The organism is Mangrovimicrobium sediminis, from assembly GCF_004745945.1.
In the GTDB taxonomy this organism is placed as follows: domain Bacteria; phylum Pseudomonadota; class Gammaproteobacteria; order Pseudomonadales; family Halieaceae; genus Mangrovimicrobium; species Mangrovimicrobium sediminis.
Genome location: NZ_SRLE01000016.1, coordinates 1 through 19,631, shown reverse-complemented (window position 1 = coordinate 19,631; position 19,631 = coordinate 1). Strand labels below are relative to the sequence as shown.

The window sequence follows — 19,631 nt, the reverse complement described above, 5'->3', positions numbered from 1 at the left end:
TGCCCCGCCAGGGCAGGGCAACGCGAGCGGGTACTCAGTCGAGCTTTTGCGGCGCCCCGGTGCCCATGTACTCGGCCAGGTTGCGGTGGAAATTGCTCACCTTGCGCTCCTGGTGCGGGTTGGGCAGGTTGCCGCGGAAGCCGCGCGACTTCAGCCCCTCCTGCACCAGTTCCATGTTGGAAAAATCCTGGGCGATGACCATGCGCCAGTTGTCCTCGGTGGGCTCGGCGAAAGTCCACTCGGTGTGCGGTGCCTCGCCCTCCGGGAAGCGCTCGATGGCGATCGCCTCGTAGATGCACTTGTCCGGGTCGGTGCCGTAGGGCCGCGTGCGGTAGTACAGGGCGAAGGTCGGCCCGGGGATCATCGAGAAGTTGGGGAAGATGTGCCAGGCCAGGCCGGCGTCGGCCATCTGCTGGTCGGAGATCTCCGGCCACTCGATGCCCATCGCCGCGTAGTCCGCTTTGCACGAGGCCAGCCAGTGCTCGTGCACCTTGTCCGCCGGCGTGCCCTCGGGCAACTCGTCGACCAGGCGCGCGGCGGCGTTCACCAGCACCTCGGTGGTGCTGGCGCCGACGGTGTCCCAGAATTCCTTCTGCATCTGCGCCATCATCTTGCGCGCATCGTTGCCCTTGCCGGTGCGGTGCACGGTGGTGGCCGCGGCGGTGTCTTCCTCGGCGTGGCTGTGGGTGTCGTAGCCGTCGTTGCCGTGCAGGCCCTGGGCGCGGCTCCAGGCGTAGAAATCGCCGTACTTCTTCAGCTGCGGGTGGGTGGCGGCCACGTGGTAGGGCTCCATGAACGCCTCCAGCGCGACCTTCCAGTTGCAGTCGAACACCACCCACTGGCGGAAGCGGTAGCGCATCTTCTCGAACTGGAAGGGTTCGAGCAGGCTGGCGGCGGGTTCCAGGAATTCGCGCAGGGAGACGCAGTCCGGGTCCATGTTGATCCACAGCCAGCCGCCCCAGGTATCGACGTGCACCGGGGTCAGGCAGGTACGGCTGTCGGTCAGTGCGCCTTTCCAGTCGTCCTTGTCCAGCAGCTCCGTGTTGTTGCCTTCCAGGTCGAAAGCCCAGCCGTGGAAACCGCAGAAGAACTGGCCGGTCTTCGCGTTGCCGCGGGCGCCGTTGCCGCCTTTCGGTACGCGCACCAGGCGCCGGCCGCGGTGCGGGCAGACATTGTGGAAGGCCTTGATGGTATCCGGCGCGGTGCGCACGATGAGCACCGAGTCGTTGGCGATCTCGTAGGTGATGTAGTCGCCGACCTCGGGGATATCCTCGATCCGCCCGGCGTGCTGCCACACCTTCGCCCAAAGGCGGTCTGCCTCGGCCTCGGCGTAGTCGCGCGAGATATAGGCATCGACCGGGAAGATGAGGGGCTCTGCGAGCTCCTCGACGCTGACGTTGGCCTGCTTGTCCATGCTGGTTTCCCTCTCTCTATAATCGTTATCAGGGTCTGGTTGACGCGGGCGGCGTACCGCCCGCGGGTCTTCAGGCCGGCTCGGCGGTGGGAGCCTGGGCGGCGTCGCTGGCCGCGCTGTCCCGTGAACCCTCGAGCACCAGGCCCTCCAGCTTGCCGTCGGCGCGCCAGTCCGCCAGCAGTTTCACGAAGGCATCCCAGCCCGGGCCGTAGACATCGCCCAGGTAGAAGCGGTAGCGCTCGTTGCCGTTCTCGTCGAGGTCCGGCTTGCCCTCGTTGTTGAAGTAGCTCGGGGTGCAGTCGCGAATCCACTCGGTGCGGTCGATCTCGGTATCGCGCAGGTGTTGCACATAGCCGTCCTGCGCCGCCTTGCTCGGCTCGATGGTCGCCGCGCCGCGCTTGATCGCCTCGCCGATGATGTAGGCGACATGCGCGCTCTGTTCCTCGAAGTTCTTGGTCAGGGTGGAGTTGAGGCCGCCCTGGTTGAGGCCGATGATGTACAGGTTGGGGAAGCCGTTGGTCATCACCCCGTGCATGGTTTTCAGGCCGCCGCGCCAGTGGTCGTAGATCGACAGGCCGTCGCGCCCTTCGAAGGTGGCGAAGCCCCAGCGGCGGTCGAGGTCGCTGGTGACCTCGTAGCCGCTGGCGAAGATCATGCAGTCCACCTCGTACTCCACGCCGTCGACCACGAAGCCCTTCTCGGTCATGCGTTCCACGCCGCGGGTCGCGGCAACATCCAGCAGGGTGACGTTGGGCTGGTTGAAGGTGGCGTAGTAGTTGTCGTTGGAGGTCGGGCGCTTGCACTGGTAGCGGTACCAGGGCTTGAGTTTGTCGGCGGTCTCCGGGTCCTTGACGATTTCGTCCACGCGCTGGCGCAGGCGCTCCATGACGCGGAAGTCCATGTCTTCATAGCGTGCGGCGAAATCCTCCGCACTCAGCTCCGGCCAGTCCTGCTCCTCGAGTTCGGCGGCCAGGTTGCGGTTCACCTCGGTCCAGATGTCGCAGATCAGGTCTTTCTCGCGGGGCTGGAAACGCTCGTTGGCGCCGCGGTGGAAGTTGGCGCGGCGCTCCTCCTGCCAGCCCGGCTTGAGGCTCTTCGCCCACTCCGGGTCGGTCTCGGAGTTGCGCCGGGAATCCACGCAGGACGGGGTGCGTTGCAGCACGTAGAAGTGCTCGCTGTACTTGCCGAGGAAGGGCACCAGCTGGATGGCGGTGGCGCCGGTGCCGACGATGGCCACTTTCTTGTCCTTGAGTTTGTCCAGCACCGGGTTCTTCTGGCTGCCGCCGGTGTAGTCGTAGTCCCAGCGTGCGGTGTGGAACATGTGGCCCTGGAACTTGTCGATGCCGGGAATGCCGGGCAGCTTGGGAATGTTGAGCAGGCCGTTGGCCATGATCACGAAGCGCGCGCGGATTTCGTCGCCCTGGGCGGTGGTGATACGCCAGCGCTGGATGTCCTGGTCCCAGCGCAGGCCGTTGACCATGGTGTGGAACAGGGCCTTGTCGTACAGCTTGTAGCGGCGCGCGATGTCCTGGGAGTACTCGAGGATCTCGAAGCCGTCGGTGAATTTCTTGCTCGGCATGAAGCCGGTTTCTTCCAGCATCGGCAGGTAGCAGTAGGCGTCGTTGTCGCACTGCAGGCCGGGGTAGCGGTTCCAGTACCAGACGCCGCCGAAGTCGCCGGCGTGGTCGATGTTGCGGAAATCGTCGAGGCCGGCCCTGCGCAGCTGCACGCCGGCCATGATGCCGGACCAGCCGCCGCCGAGGATGGCGATCTCAAGGTCCTCATCCAGCGCCTCGCGCGGGGTGACCGGGGTATACGGGTCCGCCTCGTAGCTGTCGGCAAACTCGCCGACCGGGCGCACGTACTGGGCCTGGCCCTCCTGGCGCATGCGCTTGTCGCGCTCGGCGCGGTAGCGCGCCTTGAGCGCGGCGATATCGATCTGGTCGCTGGTGGGCAGGTTCGGTGAGCGGGTGTTTATCATTGTGGCGTCTCCCTTGTGCGGTGCGCGGTTGGTGCGAATCTGCGTGCCAGGGTAATAAACAACGATGTTGATTACAATAGGCCGGTGCTGAAAAACCCGCCGCCTTGATGCAAATCAACGCGGCGGGTCGGGGAAGTGAAGGGACCGGCCCGGGGGCCGGCGTCGCGCTCAGGCGATGGGTTCCTCGCCCGCGGTCTTGGTGCGGTGCAGCAGGCGGCCACAGTCCGGGTCGTAGGGCATGGCCCGGTGCATGGTGCCGGTGTTGTCCCACATCACCGCGTCGCCGACGGACCACTCGTGGCTGTAGACGAACTCGGGGCGGGTCGCCCAGTCGCGCAGGCCGTGCAGCAGCCGGGCGCTTTCCATCGGGTCCATGCCGACCACGTAGTGCGCGGTGTTGCCGAGCACCAGCGACTTGCGGCCGGACTTGTGGTTCCACACCAGGGGCAGTTCGATCTGGCCCATGGACATCCACTGCTCCAGGTCTTCGATCTTTGGCTCCGGGTTGTGGTACAGCTGGGTCACCCACATGGCGTGCACCACGCGCAGGTTTTCCACCTCGCGCTTTTTCTCCTCGGGCAGGGCCTCGTAGGCGGCGTAGGTGTTGCAGAACTCGGTGTTGCCGCCCCAGGTGGGCAGTACCTTGCTCGACAGCACGGCAGCGCCGATCGGCACCTTGTTCATGGTGCCGTCGATGTGCCAGTACAACGAGCCCTTGAGGTAGTCGCGATTCGGGTTCTTCTCCTTGTCCAGGGAGATGTTGTAGACCGTCTGGCCTTTCATCTCCGGCAGGAAGGTACCCATGGTCTCGGTGAACGCGACCTGCTCCTCGTCGCTGAAGTTGATCTCGGGGAACACCAGCACCCCGCGCTGTTCCAGCAGGTCGCGCAGGTCGGCGGCGTAGTTGCCGCTGAGCAGGTCGGCCTTGGACAGGCCCACCCGGCTGCCGATGGCCGGCGAGATGTCGCTGGCCTCAAGGCGCGCCAGGATATCCTGCGCGCTTGCGATTGCAGTACTCATATCTGCCTCCTTGCGGCTTCAGCCGACCTTGGCCTGGCGGGTCATCATCTTCATGATGTCGCCGGAGGTGACACGACGCTTCGCCTCGCCTTCCTCCAGCGGTGCGGAACCGCCGGTGGAGATCGGGGTGACGTCGACGTTTTCCGCCTTGGCCTGGGCGCGCAGGGCACCCACGGTCAGTTCCTCGCGCGTGTGGTGCTTGAACAGGTCGAAGTTCAGCCAGCGCGCGGCGTTGGCGTGGGTCACCTTGTCGATCTGTGCGTCGGAGAGGTTGAGGCCCTGGAAGCTCTTCCACAGGAACTCGGGCACTTCCGGCCACAGGGCGTCGGAGTGCGGGTAGTCGCACTCGTAGGCGACCATGTCCTCGCCGACGTCGTCGAGGTTCTTCAGGCCAAAGGCGTCGTCGATGAAGCAGGTCATGAAGTGGCGCTTGAACACGTCGCTGGGCTTCATGCCGGCGTAGTCGGAGTTGGTCCAGGCGGTGTGCCTGGAGTGGCTGAAGTCGGCGCGTTCCATGAAGTAGGGAATCCAGCCGATGCCGCTCTCGGAGAGGAAGATCTTGAGGTCCGGGTAGCGCAGCAGGGCTTCCAGGCTCAGCCAGTCGGCGGCGCCCACGGCCACGGACATGGGCATGGTGGTGATCCAGGCCTCGATCGGGGTCTCGTCGGAGGCGTGGGGCTGCGGGTTGCCGGAACCGATGTGCAGACAGGTGGTGATGTCGTTTTCCACCAGGGCTTTCCACATCGGTTCCCAGTAGGCGTTGTGGATGCTGGGCAGGCCGATCTTGGTCGGGTTCTCGGTCAGCGAGACCGCGGTGCAGCCCATCTCGCGCAGGCGCTTCAATTCAGCGACGGTGGCGTCCATGTCCCAGGTGGGCAGGATGCCGCAGGCGATGAAGCGGCCGGGGTCGGTGGCGCACCAGTCCTGGATGTGCCAGTCGTTGTAGGCGCGCAGGTGCACCAGCGCCTGTTCCTTGTCCGGTGCCATGTGGAAGCAGCGGCTGCCGTCGAAGCCGCCGATGCTGCCGAAGTTCAGGGAGGCGGCGATGCCGTTGATGTCCATGTCTTCCAGGCGCGCTTTCGGGTCGAAGCAGCCCTTGCGCATCTGCGCCAGGGACTGCGGCTCCATGCCGTACTCCTCGGGCACGCGGCCGACTACCGCGTTGAGGCCGACGGAGGCCATGGTCATGCCCTGGTAGGTCCAGTAGTTGGCGCCGCTCTCGGTGGTGTGGAACTGCGGGGCGCTCGCTTTGGCGTCGCCGCTCAGGTGTTTTTCGAAGGTGTCCGGCGGTTCAACAATGTGATCGTCAACGCTGATAATCACCATGTCTTCCATTTTCATCGCGTAGTCTCCAGGTCGTTCTATCGTTTTTAGTACTGCCTCACCGCGGAGCAACCGGAAGCGTTTTCCTGCGGGCGGGGGCTCGAGACTACGATGGACGAAGCTGTAGAACCGGGCATTGACCTAAATCAACGACGATCCCCGAACCCTCGCCCACGATAGTAGGCCTGCATGAAAGCAGCGGCGCCAGCGGTTTGGCGACCGCGTAAAAACATAAATGAGGATCACCACCATGAGCGCAATTCTTCGCCCCGGCGTCGCCGGCGATACCCCCTCAAGCAACGACGACTGGCCCGCCGCCTGGCGCACCCTGGCGCAGGGGCTGGGTGTGGGTCGCTATATCGACCCCGAGTTCGCAAAGCTCGAATTCGAGAAGCTGTGGAGCCGGGTCTGGCAGGTGGCTGCGCGCCTCGACGAGATTCCCGCCGAGGGCGACTTCACCACCTACACCATCGGCGACCAGTCGATCCTGCTGGTGCGCGTGAACGAAGACACGGTGAAGGCCTACTACAACTTCTGTCCCCACCGCGGCACCACCCTCGGCGAGGACTGTGGCCACTTCGACAAGGGCCGCATCATCTGCCCGTTCCACGGCTGGCGCTGGAACCTGGAGGGCGACATCCAGATGGTACTGGCGCGCGAGGAGTTCAACGGCGGCCAGTTGCAGGATGCCGACGTCGCCCTGCGCAGCGTGCACTGCGAGGTCTACGCCGGCTTCGTGTTCATCAACCTCGACCCCGCGCCGCAGCCCTTCGCCGAGTTCATCGCGCCGATGCGCGAGTTCCTCGACGACTTCGTACTCGGTGACATGCACCACGTGTGGTGGAAGCGCGCGCCGATTCCCTGCAACTGGAAGGTCGCCCAGGAGGCGTTCTTCGAGGCCTACCACGTCTCCGCCACCCACCCGCAGCTGGAGAAAGTAGGCAGCGAGGTGGTTTACGGCGACCGCACCGAGGGCGAGATGTTCTTCCAGGACCTCACCTACGAGGCGCGCGACAACGGCCACGGCTGTTTCTACGGCGGTTCCAAGACGCCGATCGCCGGGCACGTACAGGAGCAGATCCAGAGCGTCGCCAGCCTGGTGGACGCCATGGCCGCGCGCATGAACCTCACCGCCGAGGGCCTGGGCGCGATGATCCTCAAGGACGACATCGACCTGCTGCTGACCCTGAAGGACCGGGACCTGCCGGCGGATGCCAATGTCGGCGCCGAGTACGTGAAGCTGCAGTACACCACCGCGGCGGAGCAGGGCCGGCCGATGCCGAAGATGACCGCGGAGAACGTGGGCAAGTGGGGCGGCGTGAACTTCATCTTCCCCAATATCCTGATCCTGCCGCAGGCGGGTAACGCGGCGATCTACCGCGCCCTGCCGCACCCCACGGACCCGGACCAGTGCATATTCGAGATTCGCTCGGTGAAAACCCTGCCGGCTGCGGTACAACCGGAGCGCTCCGTGGTGCAGGATGTGGTCGACCCGGAACAGGACCTGGGGCTGATTCCGCGCCAGGACCTCAGCAACCTGCCGCGCGTGCAGAAAGGGCTTCACGCTCGCGGCATGAAGCAGGCCTGGCTGGCCTCACACCAGGAGAAGATGATTCTCAACATGCACGAGGAGATGGACCGCTACCTGCAGTCCTGACCTGCGCTGGTAGCGCCTGGGCTGCCTGAGCCCGGGCGCTTACTCGCTGTCACCTTCCGGGGTCGCACGCACCACGTTCCAGGTGCCCGTGGCCTCCATCACGCTCTCCCCGTCCACGCGCAGGATGCCCCGCGCGAAGGCGAGGTTGCGCCCCTGGCGCAGGATTTCACCCTCGAGCTCGACGAATACCGGGGGCCGCAGGGCCTTGAGGAAGTGGCTGTCCAGTTGCACGGTGGAGCAGTGGGCGCGACCGGTGGCCTCCCACACCAGCAGTGACAGGGCGTGGTCCAGGAACGTGACCAGCACGCCGCCGTGGATGAAGCCCTGGCCGTTGACGTGGCGCTCGTCCAGCGCCACCGCGTAGTGAAACCCCTGTTCGTCGCGGCGTACGTGCAGCGCCTCCAGCGAGGCCGGGATACCCGGCAGCGCCTTGCGTTTCCACTGCCCCGGCGCTGTCGTCACCACTGCGCCGCGCTGCTGATCAGGGTGCGCACGGCGCGGTCCACCCAGCGCTGGCGCTCGGCGGCGGGCACTTTCTGGTTGGTGAGCATGGCGTCCACGTACCAGCCGCGCAGGGTGAGGATGTAGGTCTCCGCCGCGCCCCTGGCATCCACGCAGGTCTCGCCGCGGGCCTCGGCGCACTCCTCGATGAATTTGGCGATCCGTCCCACGCCCACCTGGGTGCGCTTGGCAGCGGCGGCGCCGAGTTCCGGGAAGCGGTGGGATTCGCTGTAGATGAGGCGGTTGATGCCCAGCAGGTCGCCGCGCAGGCCCAGTTGCAGCACGCGGTTGGCGTAGGCCTTGAGGCCGGCCTCGAGATCCGGGGCGCCCTCGAAGGCCTCCAGGTCGCGGTCCGGTGCGATGCGTTTGATCTGCTGGTACATGATCGCCTGGAACAGTTTTTCCTTGGAGGGAAAGCGCGAGTAGAGCGTGGTCTTGGACACGCCCGCGAGCTGCACGATGCGGGTCATGGAGGTGCCGCCATAACCCTGGTCGAGAAATTCCTTCAGCGCTATTTTCAGCAGCCTGTTTTCAATTCCCGCTACTTCTTCCAGCCGGGGGCGGCCGCGTGATCTTCCTGACATTGTACCTTCCTGTGGTAGCTTGGACCGCACCGGGGAGCCGCTTGTCTTGCGGCGCCTGCAGTCGGCCCAGTGAGTGAGGCGAGCGTGCTAGCCCTGCTGTGCGGACAGGCGCCGGGTGGCCAGGTCCCGAAGTTCGGAACTCTTGACCTTGGCACTTCCGGTGAGTTCCAGCTCGCTCTCGGCAAAAAACAGCACTTCCCTGGGTACCTTGTAACTCGCCAGCTGCTGCTTGGCAAACGCGCGCACGGTTTCCGCGCTGAGCTCGACGCCGTCCTGGGGGACGATGCAGGCGACCACGCGCTCGCCGAGCAGCTCGTCGGGCACGCCGACGGTCTTGGTCACCTTCACCCCGGGACACTTGGCGATGACGATATCGATTTCCACCGGCGAGACGTTGGCGCCGCCGGTCTTGATGATGTCGTTGAGGCGCCCCTCCCAGATCAGCCGGCCCTGCTCGTCGATAAAGCCGCCGTCGCCGGTGTGCAGGTAGCCGTCGTCGTCCAGGCTCTCGTCCAGCGGGATGCCGAGGTAGCCGAGCATCAGGGTGGGGCCCTTGACGGTAATCTCGCCGGGCTCGCCCAGCGGGGTTATCTCGCCGCTGAGCGGGTCGACGATGCGAATCGTGGTGCCGGCGGTGGGCACGCCGTGGGTGCCCGTGCTGATCTCCTTGGGCGTGTTCGCCGGGTACACCGTGACCAGGGTGAAGGTCTCGGTGTTCCCGTAGGCGGCGGCCGGTTCGATCCAGTCGCTGTCGATACTGGGGTGGCCGGCCAGGGGCGAGAACTTGTCGATGTACTTCATGGCCGAGAGGTCTACCTCCAGCCAGTTCTTGGCGTCCATCAGCTGCGCCCACTGGTGCGGCCAGGCGGCGATGAAGTTGACCTTCTCCTCCTCCATCAGGGCCAGGGCCTCCTCGGCCTGGAAGGTCGGCTGCATCACCAGGGTGCCGCCGCCGGAGAGCGAGCCGCCCACCACCCAGGCGAAGTTACCCGCCCAGAAGAAGCCGTTGGCCGGCCAGCCGCGCACGTCGTCGCTGGCGCCCAGCCAGGTGTGCCAGCGCCACAGCTGCAGGCACACGCCGCGGTGGGCGCTGAGAATGCCCTTGGGCACGCCGGTGGAGCCGGAGGAGAAATACAGTACGCCGGGGTCGGCGGGGGTGACGGTGGCGGCGGTGGCGGCCACCAGCGCCGGATCGATGCCCTCGCCGCGGGCCAGGAACGGCGCCCAGCCCTCTACCGCGCCCTGCGCCGGCGCCTCGTCCACCGCGGCGATGTAGCGCAGGAACGGGAATTTCAGCGAGTGGATGGCGCCCGGGGCGCTGCTGCCGACCTGCGGTTCCATCTCGGTGAGCATGGCGGCGAAGTCCTTCTTGAGGACATTGCGCTCCAGCAGCAGGACGCTGCAACCGGACTTCGCCACCAGCACTTCCAGCTCCGCGGCGGTGGAGAAGGTGCTCATGGTGGTGGCCACGCCGCCGGCCATGGCGATGCCGAAGAAGGCCGAGAGGTACTCCAGCCGGTTGGTCATCAGGATGCCCACCCGGGTGCCCTTGCCGACGCCGCAGGCGAGCAGGGCGCGGGCCACGTCCACCGAGCGCGCGTGCAGCTCGTCGTAGGTCCAGCGCACCACGCTGCCATCCGCCGTGCGCATGTTGGCGGCTTCGCGCGGGCCGAAGCGGCCGGCGAGTTCGTCGAGGTAGCCGCCCAGGGTGAGGGCACCGACGGCGGCCTCTTCTTCGAGGGGGATGCCCTTGACCAGGGACAGCGGCTTGCTTGCGGCGGTGGGATTGTTCATGGCTGAGTGGGGTCCTGCAATTCGTTATCGGTATACGCTGGGCGTCAGTTGCCGGAGGCGACGCCGAAGCTGTAGCGGAGGTGGTCTATGTGCCCGCTGGGCGCCGGCGCGAAATGCAGCGGCTCGCCGCCCTCGCGGATCGCGCCCATCTCGGCGTCCACGTCCTCGATGGTCCAGCTCGGCCGGTACACGCCGGGGGACTCGACCACGTAGGCGCGGGCGATGCGCCCGGCCAGGGCGATGAGCATCTCGCCGCTCACCGAGCAGCGCTCGTGAGCCAGCCAGCCCACCGCGGGGGCCACCAGTTCCGGGTCCATGGGCGGGTAGGCGCTGGTGTCCAGGCCGTCCGCCATGCGCGTGACCGCCGCCGGCAGGATGACGTTGCTTTTGATGCCGAACTCGGCGCCCTCGATGGCGGCGACGTTGGACAGGCCGATCAGACCGGCCTTGGACACCGAGTAGTTCACCGCCTTGGCGTTGCCGTAGATGCCGTTGATCGAGCTGGTCAGCACGATGCGCCCGTAGCCGGCATCGCGCATCAGCGGAAAGGCCGGGCGCAGCACGTGGAAACCGCCGCGCAGGTGGACGTCGAGCACACTCTCGAAATCCTCGTAGCTGATCTCGTCGAGGGGCGCGGGACGCACGTTGCCGGCGTTGTGAATGAGGATGTCGACCTGGCCGAAGCTGTCCATGGCGCACTGCACGATGGCCTTGCCGCCCTCGACAGTGGCCACGCTGTCGGTACAGGCCACGGCCTCGCCGCCGGCGGCGCGGATTTCCGCCACCACTTCCTCGGCGGGGCCCAGGTCGGCGCCTTCGCCCTGCACGCTGGAGCCGATGTCGTTGACCACCACCCGCGCCCCGCGCGCGGCCAGCAGCAGCGCGTAACTGCGGCCCAGGCCGCGGCCGGCGCCGGTGATAACGGCGACGCGATTTTCAAAATTCAGTTGCGACATTCAGCGATTCTCCGGTGGTTGCCCGATCTAGTTATGATGTTGGTGGTGATGTGCTTTCAAGCAACACGTTGTTCATTGGCGGCTGTTGCAAACCACTATTTTTTCCGCCATTGTACCGCTGCGCTGGCCCGCCGTGGCGCGGAACCTGATAGGGATGCTGCAAATAATAATTGCTCCCAGCCGCGATTCCAATGATGCGATTTTCCCTGTGCGATTTCCGGATGCCGGAACGCCGACAGGCAAGCGCGAATCGCGACTTCGATAAAATCCGAACAAAAGCCGAGGGAGGAAACCCGAGTGTCATCATTGAGTGGCCGCTACCACGCTGCACATCCCGCCAGCCTCGCCGAGGGCTGGCAGCTCGAACGCCTCACCCGCCCCAGCCGCCTGTTTGGTGCCAACGGCATGCGCACCGGCGCCGACGGCCGTGTCTACGTGGCCCAGGTGGCGGGCAGCCAGGTGAGTGCCATCGATATCGACAGCGGTGAGGTTGAAACCATTAGCCCGCTGGGCGGTGACATCGTCGGCCCCGATGACCTCGCCTTCGACAGCGCCGGCAACCTCTACGCCACCGAGATCACCCGCGGCCTGGTCAGCGTGCGTACGCCGCGCGGCGACTACCGCGTGGTCAACGGTGACATGCCCTGCGCCAACCCGATCACCATGCACAACGACCGGCTGATTGCCGGCGAGTGCCGCGTCGGCGGGCGCATCATGGAACTCGACCGCGACAGCGGCGAGGCGCGCGTGATTCTCGCCGACGTGCCCATGCCCAACGCCTTCGAGGTCGGCCCCGACGGCAAGCTGTATTTCCCGGTGATGGGCGCCAACGAGATCTGGCGCGTGGACCTCGACGGCGGCGCGCCGGAAGTCGTCGCCACCGGTCTCGGTGTACCGGACTCGGTCAAGTTCGATTCCCAGGGCTTTATCGTCTCCACCCAGGTGGCCAGTGGCCAGGTGCTGCGCATCGACCCGCGCACGGGCGAGCAGACCGTGCTCGCCAACATCGCCCCGGGCCTGGACAACTGCACCTTCGTCGGCGACCGCCTGTTCGTCTCCAGTATCTCCGGCGACGTCAACGAGATCGTCGCTCCCGGCGAGTTCCGCCCGCTGGTGCCCGGCGGCCTGCAGTGGCCGCTGGATATCGCGGTCGGTGCCGGCGGCGAGTTGTTCGTGGTCGACGGCGGCTTTACCTACACCCTGCAACCGGGCGGCGAACTGCAGCTGGCCGGCATGCTGTTCTCCCCGGGCTTCCCCGGCTATTGCCGCGGCGCTGTCGCCAGCGGCCCCGGCGAATGGCTGGTGACTACCGCCAACGGCCAGTTGGCGCGTTTCCGCCCGGCCGCCAGCGAAAGTGAATTCCTCGCCGATGGCTTCGACCAGTTGATGGGCGTGGCCCTGACCTCCGGCGGTATCCCGGTGTTCGCCGAATTCGGCACCGGTCGCCTGCTCGCCACGGAAGCCGGCGGCGTGCGCGAACTGGCCGGCGGCCTGGACCAGCCCAAGGGCGTGGCAGTGGACGGCGACGCCTGTTTTGTCGCCGAGGCCGGCGCTGGCCGCGTAGTGCGCATCGCCGGCGGACGCCGCGACACCGTGGTGGACGGCCTCGGCCAGCCCGAGGGCATCGCCTTCGACGGCAAAACGCTGTACGTGTTGGATATCGCCAGCCAGTCGCTGTTCGCGGTAGACCCGGCCAGCGGCGCGCGGCGCGAGCTCGCCAACGGCCTGCCGGTGGGGGCGCCGGAGGGTGTGGTGCGCAAGCAACTCGGCGGGGTCGGCGACATGTGCGGCCCGATGGGCAACTTCACCGGCATCGCCGTGGCGCCGGATGGCGTGATCTACGTGTGCGGCGACGCCGAGGGCAGCGTACTCGCCCTGCACCCCGCCTAGGCGGCAGTTTCTTCCGGATCGCAGCGGCGCATGGATGCGCCCTGCGCGATGTTCCCGTACTACCAACAAACTCTTTCCCGCAACTGCCAAAGCTTTCTGATTCCCAGGGCGGCAGCTCTCAGGAAACAATCCCGTCCGCGCGCAGGCGGGCGATGTCCTCGGCGCTCAGTGACAGCATCTCGTCGAGAATGCTGTCCGTGTGCTCGCCGAGTACCGGCGGCGCCGTGGGCACCGGCTGCGGTGCATCGGCGAACTTGATCGGCCGGTTGACGATGGGGATGCTGCCCAGTTTCGTGTGCTCGGTCTGCACCACCATTTCCCGTACCTGGGCCTGCGGCTGCGTCAGCGCGTCGCCGATGCCGAGGATCGGCGCATTGGGCACCTGGTGTTCGCTGAACAGTTCCACAAGTTCGGCCACCGTGTGTTGCCGGGTGAAGCTCGCGACGATGGCATTGACCTGCTCGCGGTTGTTGCGCCGTTTCTCGATCATGTCGAAGCGCTCGTCGTCGATCAGCTCTGGCTGGCCGATGGCGGTGCAGATGCGCGCCCAGAAGCTGTTGGTCAGGCAGGCGACGATGATCGAGCCGTCGCTGGCCGGGAAGGCGCCGTAGGGCACCAGGTTGGGGTGCTGCGAGCCCTGCGGTTGTGGGTCCTGGCCGGTGAAAAACGCGAGCTGCGCCAGGTAGCCGAGCATACCCAGCATGCCGTCCAGCAGGCTGACGTCGATATGCCTGCCGCGGCCGGTGTGATGGCGCTCGTGCAGGGCGGCGAGAATGCCGATGGGGCCGTTGATGCCGCCGACCAGGTCGCCCAGCGGGATGCCCATCTTGGTGGGCATGGCGCCGGGTTCGCCATTGACGCTGAGCGCGCCGGACAGCGCCTGCAGCACGATATCGAAAGACGGTTTGTGTGACAGCGGCCCTTCCTGGCCAAAGCCGGAGATGGAGCAGTAGATGAGGCCGGGGTTCACTGCGCTGAGTACGTCGTAACCCAGGCCGAAGCGGTCCATGACGCCCGGCCGGTAGTTCTCCACCAGCACGTCGCACTTCGCCGCGAGGTCTTTGACCAGCTGCACGCCCGCCTCGGTCTTGAGGTCGATGACGATGCTCTTCTTGCCGCGGTTGATGCTCAGGAAGTAGTGGCTCTCGCCGTCGCGAAAGGGCGGGAAGGAGCGCGTTTCGTCGCCGCTGCCCGGGGGTTCCACCTTGATGACTTCGGCGCCGAGGTCTGCCAGCGCCAGTGCGGCGGAGGGCCCGGCCAGTACGCGGGTGAGGTCGAGGACGCGGAGGCCCGCGAGGGGTCCGGCCCAGGGGGTGTCGGTGTCCTGCATGTTCTCGTGCCTGTTTACTGTCCGGCTGTTATCGGGTGCGGGATCATACACCGTGAGGCAAAAAAACCACCCTCCCCGGAGAGGGAGGGTGGTTGCTTACTGCGTTGCTCAGCCGCGACTGGGCAGCTGGATGATGGCGGAGCCGGTGGCGGACAGTTCGCCGCGGTGGGTTTCCGCGCGCTGCGCGACTTCCACGTAGAACTTGCCGTCTTCCTCGAACTTGCGGGTCACGCTGCCGTCGATGAAGATCACATCGCCGTCCGGGTTGTGGCGGCGGATCTGGCTCTTGTGCTTGTGCAGGAAGCCGTCGTCGCCCATCCAGTTGGTGCAGTGGTGGGTCAGCCAGGAGGTGCGCTCCGGGCCGTAATCGTAGGCGCCGGGGGTGCCCACTTCCTTGGCGAAGTCGTCATCCCAGTGTACGCGCTCGGGGCAGTCGGGGATGTTGAAGCGGTTCTTGATGGCCAGGCCCGGGTGCGCCTGCTGCATCTTCCACGCCAGCTTGTTGGAGCGGATGTAGAGGCCGCCCCAGCCCTGGGCGTAGCAGATGAAACCGGTGACGGTCATCGGGCCTTTCATCATGCGCTGCAGTTCTTCGCCTTCAGTGACGTCTTCCCAGTAACGGGTGTTGGCGCCGCGGATTTCCTCGTTGGCGTACAGCTTGCCCCACTCGGCCAGCTGCTCGTCGGAGAGCTGCTCGACCTTGCCCTTGACGCTGTCGTACTTGGTGCCGCGCTCGCGAGCTTCGTCGCGGTCGGTGCGGAATACCCAGCTGTCGGCTTCGGTGACCTTGTCGCCGTGCTGGTTGAAGAAGTCCACGTGGTAGATCTGCTGGAAGGAGCGCCCGGCGAAGCGGGTCTGGTGCTCGATCAGGTCCTTCAGGTAGGCCTCGGTGTGGATCTCGTCGTTGCGCATGACCGGCTTGTGCCAGGTCCAGTCGGCGCCGGCCCACATGGCGTGAACGCCGGAGAGGCCGCCGCAGTAGCCGGAAATAATGCGGCTGGTGGTGAACATGAAGCTGGGCAGGGCAACGATGTCGCCGTACTTGGTGCCCTTGGCGTACTCCGGGTCGCACCACAGGGGGTTGTCGTCACCGATGCCGTGGGCGTAGTGACGGATCGCGTCGCGGGTCGCCTCGTAGTTCCACGGCTCGACGGTGTTGGTGATCTTCACACCGATGCGCTCGCGCAGCTCGTTGAGGCCTTCCTCAGTGATTTTCGGGAACTTGTTTGCGGATGTCATGGTAAGTACTCCTGGCTTTTAATTGCTGGCGACGGCCGCGGTTGCCTTGGCGGCTTCGCGGTCGCGCAGAACCTTGCGGTGAACCTTGCCCGCGGGGGTCTTGGGCAATTCACTCACAAATTCGACGATGCGCGGGAACTCGTGCTGGGCGAGGCGCTCGCGCGTGAATTTCTGTAACTCCTCGACCAGTGGGTCCGAGGGGGCTTGCTTGCTGACGACGAAGGCCTTGACCACCTGGCCGCGGGTTTCGTCGGGAACGCCGATCACGGCGACTTCGTCCACCGCGTCGTGCTTGAGCAGGGTGTTCTCGATCTCCACCGCGGACATGGTCCAGCCGGCGGAGATGATCACGTCGTCGGCGCGGCCGCAGTGGTAGAGGTAACCCTCTGCGTCGCGTCGCGCGAGATCCTTGGTGGTCTCCCAGTGGTCGCGCTTCCACAGCATCAATTCGCCCACTTCGTCCGGCCCGGTTTCCGTGCCGTCGGCGCGCTGTACCTGCAGCTTGAGGCCGGGAATCGGCTTGCCCAGGGAGCCGGGCTTTACTTCGTAGTCTTCCGCGCCGGGGAAGTTGACCAACACCACGCCGATCTCCGTTGTGCCGTACATGCTGCAGGCCGGGACGTGGAAAGTCTGGTCGATAAACTCCAGCGTCGCCGGGTCGCAGGGCTCGCCGGTGAAGGAGAGCTTTTTGATGGCGAAGCTGAAATCACCGCCCTTGCCGGAGTTTTTCATCATCCGGTAGTGGGTGGCGGCGGCGGACATGTTGGTGATCTTGTAATCCTGCAGCGCCTGCATCAGGCGCACTGCGTCGAACTTGCCGGCGAAGGTGCCGGTGGTGACGCCCAGCGCCAGCGGCGCGAGGGTGCCGTGCCACAGGCCGTGACCCCAGGCCGGGGACGACGGGCAGAAGTACTCGTCGCCGGGGCGGATGCCGGTGCCGTACAGGGCGGCGAACATCAGGGTGACCAGCGACTTGTGCGTGTGCTTGACCGCCGCGGGCAACTCGCGGGTGGTGCCCGAGGTGTACTGGAACACCGCCATGTCCGTGGCTTTGGTCTTCGCTTCGAAGGTCGTTGGGTATTTGCTGATGGTCTCCAGCAGGGCGTCGTTGGCCACGACGACCTTCAGGCCCTCCACCTGGTGGGCGATGTCGGCTTTCTCTTCATTGGTGACCAACAGGCTGGGCTTGCAGTCATCGACACGCAGGCGCAGACCGTCGAGGCCGAACAGGGTGAACAGTGGCACACTGATCGCACCGGTCATCATCGCGCCGAACAGGCTGGTGTAGAACGGCAGCGAGGGTTCGAGCATGAAGGCGATGCGCTCGCCGGGACCGATACCCTGTTCCACCAGCCAGTGGGCGAACTGCGCCGAGCGCGCGGCGATCTCGTCGAAGCTGAGGATCTCGTCCTGGCCATCGGCGTGTGCGATGCGCACCGCGGTGCGGCCGCTGCCGTCGGCGTGGCGGGTGATGCACTCGTGGGCGATGTTCAGGAACTCGCGGTCGCCGTCGAACAGTTCCCACAGTGCCGCGGAACTGGCGTGGGCCTGGGCGTCGGCGAAGGATGTGTAGTCGGTCAGGCGGGCCATGTTGTGCTCTTGTGCTGGCTGGTCAGGTAAGCGGTGCGCCGGGGCGTGCGGAGCACCGCCGGCGGGAGTGGCACAATGCCACAATCGAAATGTGTTGTAAATATAGAACAGAATTCGATATATTGAAGTCTGCCAGTGGGGCTTGAGTGCCGCAACGCTGAGCGAACGAGTTGTAAGGTGAGTAATAGAAGCAGTACCGGCAGCAACGAAGGTGGTAGTCGATGACCAGCACAGCCAAAGAAGCCCCCGCCAAAGACCGCAAGCTCGCCAAGTCGGTCAAGGACAGTAAAGCCCCCGCCATCTCCCGCGCTGCGGCTATCCTGCGGCTGCTCGGCCGCAGTGACCGGCCGCTGGGCCTGCAGACCATCGCCCGCGAACTGGGCCTGGTGCCGAGCACCTGCCTATATGTGCTGCGCACACTCGTGGCCGAGGAGTTCGTCGCCTTCGACCCGGATACCAAGCGCTACTCGCTGGAGGCCGGCGTACTGACCCTGGCCCGCCAGTGGCTGCGCCGCAACCAGTTCACCGAACTCGCCCAGCCCGTACTGGACCGCATCAGCAGCGAGTTCGACGTGACCATGCTGGGGGTGAACGTGGTCGGCGAGGATCACCTGGTGGTGGTGGCGATCTCCCGCGCCGGCAACAACCTGCAGATCAGTGCCCAGGTGGGTGCGCGCTTCCCCTCGTTGATCAGCGCGACCGGCCGCTGCATTGCAGCCTGCAGTGACTTCAGCGAAGAGGAACTCGCAGAGCGCTTCGCGCAATTGCGCTGGGAGGAGCCTCCGAGCTTTGAGCAGTGGCTGGAGGAGGTACGGCAGACCAAGGTGCAGGGGTATGCCGTGGACCCAGGTAACTATATTGCCGGGGTTACCGTGGTCGCGGCTCCGGTGTGGAAGGCGCCGGGGCAGTTTACCCATGCGCTGGTGGCGCTGGGGCTGGGTAGTTCGCTGGTGCGTTCCGGGCTGGATGAACTGGCGCAGCGGATGGTTGCGGCGGCGGAGGTGTTGTCGGCGCAGTTGGTGGGTGAGGGTGGGTAAGTCGTTTTGGGCTATGTCGCCTTGCCGATGGCGGGCCCCCTTCATCAGGTGACCCGATTTCCGGGAATTGGCCGAAAATAGGTGCCGGCAACGCTAGACGTTGCGCTGGTTTCGTAGGACATTAAACGGGCTTCATTCCCAGGGAGGGGTAATGCGAGTCATCAAAACCATGCAGCCCGCCGATAGCGGCGCGCGAAGATTCCACAGGCGTTACGGCGACCAGCTGTGCGCTGTCCGTTACCGCGAGTCGGATTGCGGTTCCAAATTGTTCACGACCATCGAGATTATTGTTGATGAGCGGGAGCGTCCCAAGAAGAACATTTCAAATGTTTCTCTCCATGCCTGCCGGCGCAATGAAGTTGTGGCGCTGCGCGTTGCTTATGAAGATGTCGAGTTGAGAAAAAAAGTGAAGGCGGCTGGGGCCTGGTGGAGTCGCACAGGGCAGGCCTGGGTGATGCGGCGTGATACAGCGGTGCAGCTTGGGATTGCGCATCGGGTGCAGGAGGGGCTGGTGGATTTGTGTACAGATATAGATACGAGTTTGAGGTTTTGATGCGGGCACCGTTAAACACAAACAACCACATACAGTCTTTTCTAGCTACATGTAGGAAAGGTGCCTACATGTGCACACGCAATATACTTAGCTGTTAAGGCTCGTTCGTGAGCACATGCAAACAAGGGGATAACGTGGAATTTGTATGGCCAGTGATCGTGTCAATCATTATCTTGATGATCTTGGTTGCTTGGATCTCCTCATCTTTAAAGGAACGGCGAAAGAAGAAGGTCCGCGAAAGGTCTATTCCATACGTAGATGAAAATCTGAAAGCCGGCATTCCCTACAGCATTCATATCAACGACGGACGTGTTTTCGAGTCGGTAGTCATTCTTGGAACTACTGAGCCAGGCGAGGGGCAATTTTCCTTTACTGGCTTTGATGAGGCGCTGGTATTGCAGACCCCTGAAGGCAAGAAGGTATTCCTGAAAATGAGTTCAATTCGATTTATACAAGAGCTCTAGTTTGCGCCGCCTTAACAAGTCAAGGCAGCAAGGGCGCTTCGCGCCGGGACCCGCTAACGCGGGCCCCTGCTTGAAGCGTTATGTGGTAGTTGCAAGTGGGGATTAAGTAAATGCGTTCGCTAGCTACCCTGGCATTTTTTGTCTCTCGGCTGCCAACGTCATCTTTCGGTGGCGGGGCTCAGCCTTTCGCCACTCCCTGGTGCGTCAAAGTTGGGTTGTCACATGCAACATCTGGGTTGGGCAGAGTCCGCAACTAAATTGTCAGTTGCCAAGAAGGTTGTGCATGAGGGGTAATATG

General features: G+C 64.9%; 16 protein-coding genes. 5 read left to right on the top strand and 11 right to left on the bottom strand.

The window, feature by feature from the left end:
- Positions 1 to 34 precede the first annotated feature (34 nt).
- From E4634_RS19595 to E4634_RS19580, 4 genes are all read right to left on the bottom strand, one after another.
- Positions 35 to 1,414 (bottom strand): aromatic ring-hydroxylating oxygenase subunit alpha, encoded by a 1,380-nt coding sequence (locus tag E4634_RS19595; protein WP_135446376.1) that lies wholly within the window; start codon positions 1,412 to 1,414, stop codon positions 35 to 37.
- A gap of 70 nt (positions 1,415 to 1,484) precedes the next feature.
- Positions 1,485 to 3,395, bottom strand: a complete 1,911-nt coding sequence (locus E4634_RS19590; RefSeq protein WP_135446375.1) for a flavin-containing monooxygenase — start codon at positions 3,393 to 3,395, stop codon at positions 1,485 to 1,487.
- A gap of 168 nt (positions 3,396 to 3,563) precedes the next feature.
- Positions 3,564 to 4,415: a TauD/TfdA dioxygenase family protein gene (locus E4634_RS19585; RefSeq protein WP_135446374.1), complete on the bottom strand. Its 852-nt coding sequence runs from the start codon at positions 4,413 to 4,415 to the stop codon at positions 3,564 to 3,566.
- A gap of 18 nt (positions 4,416 to 4,433) precedes the next feature.
- A complete protein-coding gene (locus E4634_RS19580; protein ID WP_135446373.1) occupies positions 4,434 to 5,756 on the bottom strand; it encodes an amidohydrolase family protein in 1,323 nt (440 codons plus the stop codon).
- Between the two features lie 232 nt (positions 5,757 to 5,988).
- Here E4634_RS19580 and E4634_RS19575 point away from each other — a divergent pair, with 232 nt between their 5' ends.
- Positions 5,989 to 7,395 (top strand): aromatic ring-hydroxylating oxygenase subunit alpha, encoded by a 1,407-nt coding sequence (locus E4634_RS19575; RefSeq protein WP_167854999.1) that lies wholly within the window; start codon positions 5,989 to 5,991, stop codon positions 7,393 to 7,395.
- A 39-nt stretch (positions 7,396 to 7,434) separates the two neighbouring features.
- Here the strand turns inward: E4634_RS19575 and E4634_RS21550 are convergent, their stop codons facing one another.
- The 4 genes from E4634_RS21550 to E4634_RS19560 form a co-directional block, all read right to left on the bottom strand.
- Complete coding sequence (locus tag E4634_RS21550) at positions 7,435 to 7,860, bottom strand: PaaI family thioesterase (RefSeq protein ID WP_167854998.1); 426 nt, start codon at positions 7,858 to 7,860, stop codon at positions 7,435 to 7,437.
- The gene (locus E4634_RS21545) at positions 7,854 to 8,480 is read right to left on the bottom strand and encodes a TetR/AcrR family transcriptional regulator (RefSeq protein WP_167854997.1); all 627 of its coding nucleotides are present in this window, start codon (positions 8,478 to 8,480) and stop codon (positions 7,854 to 7,856) included. Before E4634_RS21545 ends, E4634_RS21550 begins: the two co-directional genes overlap by 7 nt.
- A gap of 87 nt (positions 8,481 to 8,567) precedes the next feature.
- Entirely contained in the window at positions 8,568 to 10,274 is a 1,707-nt protein-coding gene (locus E4634_RS19565) for a class I adenylate-forming enzyme family protein (RefSeq protein ID WP_135446370.1), read from the bottom strand.
- 44 nt (positions 10,275 to 10,318) lie between these two features.
- The gene (locus E4634_RS19560; RefSeq protein ID WP_135446369.1) at positions 10,319 to 11,230 is read right to left on the bottom strand and encodes an SDR family NAD(P)-dependent oxidoreductase; all 912 of its coding nucleotides are present in this window, start codon (positions 11,228 to 11,230) and stop codon (positions 10,319 to 10,321) included.
- A gap of 297 nt (positions 11,231 to 11,527) precedes the next feature.
- Here E4634_RS19560 and E4634_RS19555 point away from each other — a divergent pair, with 297 nt between their 5' ends.
- Positions 11,528 to 13,120 carry an SMP-30/gluconolactonase/LRE family protein gene (locus E4634_RS19555; RefSeq protein ID WP_135446368.1) on the top strand — a complete coding sequence of 531 codons (1,593 nt, stop codon included), beginning with the start codon at positions 11,528 to 11,530 and terminating at the stop codon, positions 13,118 to 13,120.
- 118 nt (positions 13,121 to 13,238) lie between these two features.
- Here the strand turns inward: E4634_RS19555 and E4634_RS19550 are convergent, their stop codons facing one another.
- The 3 genes from E4634_RS19550 to E4634_RS19540 form a co-directional block, all read right to left on the bottom strand.
- A complete protein-coding gene (locus E4634_RS19550; protein ID WP_135446367.1) occupies positions 13,239 to 14,450 on the bottom strand; it encodes a CaiB/BaiF CoA transferase family protein in 1,212 nt (403 codons plus the stop codon).
- A 108-nt stretch (positions 14,451 to 14,558) separates the two neighbouring features.
- Positions 14,559 to 15,689, bottom strand: a complete 1,131-nt coding sequence (locus E4634_RS19545; protein WP_135446366.1) for an FAS1-like dehydratase domain-containing protein — start codon at positions 15,687 to 15,689, stop codon at positions 14,559 to 14,561.
- 18 nt (positions 15,690 to 15,707) lie between these two features.
- The gene (locus tag E4634_RS19540; RefSeq protein ID WP_135446365.1) at positions 15,708 to 17,279 is read right to left on the bottom strand and encodes an acetate--CoA ligase; all 1,572 of its coding nucleotides are present in this window, start codon (positions 17,277 to 17,279) and stop codon (positions 15,708 to 15,710) included.
- Between the two features lie 221 nt (positions 17,280 to 17,500).
- Here E4634_RS19540 and E4634_RS19535 point away from each other — a divergent pair, with 221 nt between their 5' ends.
- The 3 genes from E4634_RS19535 to E4634_RS19525 all read left to right on the top strand — a co-directional run bounded on the left by E4634_RS19535 (position 17,501) and on the right by E4634_RS19525 (position 19,333).
- The gene (locus E4634_RS19535; protein ID WP_135446364.1) at positions 17,501 to 18,316 is read left to right on the top strand and encodes an IclR family transcriptional regulator; all 816 of its coding nucleotides are present in this window, start codon (positions 17,501 to 17,503) and stop codon (positions 18,314 to 18,316) included.
- Between the two features lie 151 nt (positions 18,317 to 18,467).
- A complete protein-coding gene (locus E4634_RS19530) occupies positions 18,468 to 18,869 on the top strand; it encodes a hypothetical protein (RefSeq protein WP_135446363.1) in 402 nt (133 codons plus the stop codon).
- 134 nt (positions 18,870 to 19,003) lie between these two features.
- A complete protein-coding gene (locus E4634_RS19525; RefSeq protein ID WP_135446362.1) occupies positions 19,004 to 19,333 on the top strand; it encodes a hypothetical protein in 330 nt (109 codons plus the stop codon).
- Positions 19,334 to 19,631: the final 298 nt, after the last annotated feature.

What these genes read in the sequence shown, in the direction of transcription:
- E4634_RS19595 (WP_135446376.1), bottom strand. Translation starts at nt 1,414, where the DNA reads ATGGACAAGCAGGCCAACGTCAGCGTCGAGGAGCTCGCAGAGCCCCTC.
- E4634_RS19590 (WP_135446375.1), bottom strand. Translation starts at nt 3,395, where the DNA reads ATGATAAACACCCGCTCACCGAACCTGCCCACCAGCGACCAGATCGAT.
- E4634_RS19585 (WP_135446374.1), bottom strand. Translation starts at nt 4,415, where the DNA reads ATGAGTACTGCAATCGCAAGCGCGCAGGATATCCTGGCGCGCCTTGAG.
- E4634_RS19580 (WP_135446373.1), bottom strand. Translation starts at nt 5,756, where the DNA reads ATGAAAATGGAAGACATGGTGATTATCAGCGTTGACGATCACATTGTT.
- E4634_RS19575 (WP_167854999.1), top strand. Translation starts at nt 5,989, where the DNA reads ATGAGCGCAATTCTTCGCCCCGGCGTCGCCGGCGATACCCCCTCAAGC.
- E4634_RS21545 (WP_167854997.1), bottom strand. Translation starts at nt 8,480, where the DNA reads ATGTCAGGAAGATCACGCGGCCGCCCCCGGCTGGAAGAAGTAGCGGGA.
- E4634_RS19565 (WP_135446370.1), bottom strand. Translation starts at nt 10,274, where the DNA reads ATGAACAATCCCACCGCCGCAAGCAAGCCGCTGTCCCTGGTCAAGGGC.
- E4634_RS19560 (WP_135446369.1), bottom strand. Translation starts at nt 11,230, where the DNA reads ATGTCGCAACTGAATTTTGAAAATCGCGTCGCCGTTATCACCGGCGCC.
- E4634_RS19550 (WP_135446367.1), bottom strand. Translation starts at nt 14,450, where the DNA reads ATGCAGGACACCGACACCCCCTGGGCCGGACCCCTCGCGGGCCTCCGC.
- E4634_RS19545 (WP_135446366.1), bottom strand. Translation starts at nt 15,689, where the DNA reads ATGACATCCGCAAACAAGTTCCCGAAAATCACTGAGGAAGGCCTCAAC.
- E4634_RS19540 (WP_135446365.1), bottom strand. Translation starts at nt 17,279, where the DNA reads ATGGCCCGCCTGACCGACTACACATCCTTCGCCGACGCCCAGGCCCAC.
- E4634_RS19535 (WP_135446364.1), top strand. Translation starts at nt 17,501, where the DNA reads ATGACCAGCACAGCCAAAGAAGCCCCCGCCAAAGACCGCAAGCTCGCC.
- E4634_RS19530 (WP_135446363.1), top strand. Translation starts at nt 18,468, where the DNA reads ATGCGAGTCATCAAAACCATGCAGCCCGCCGATAGCGGCGCGCGAAGA.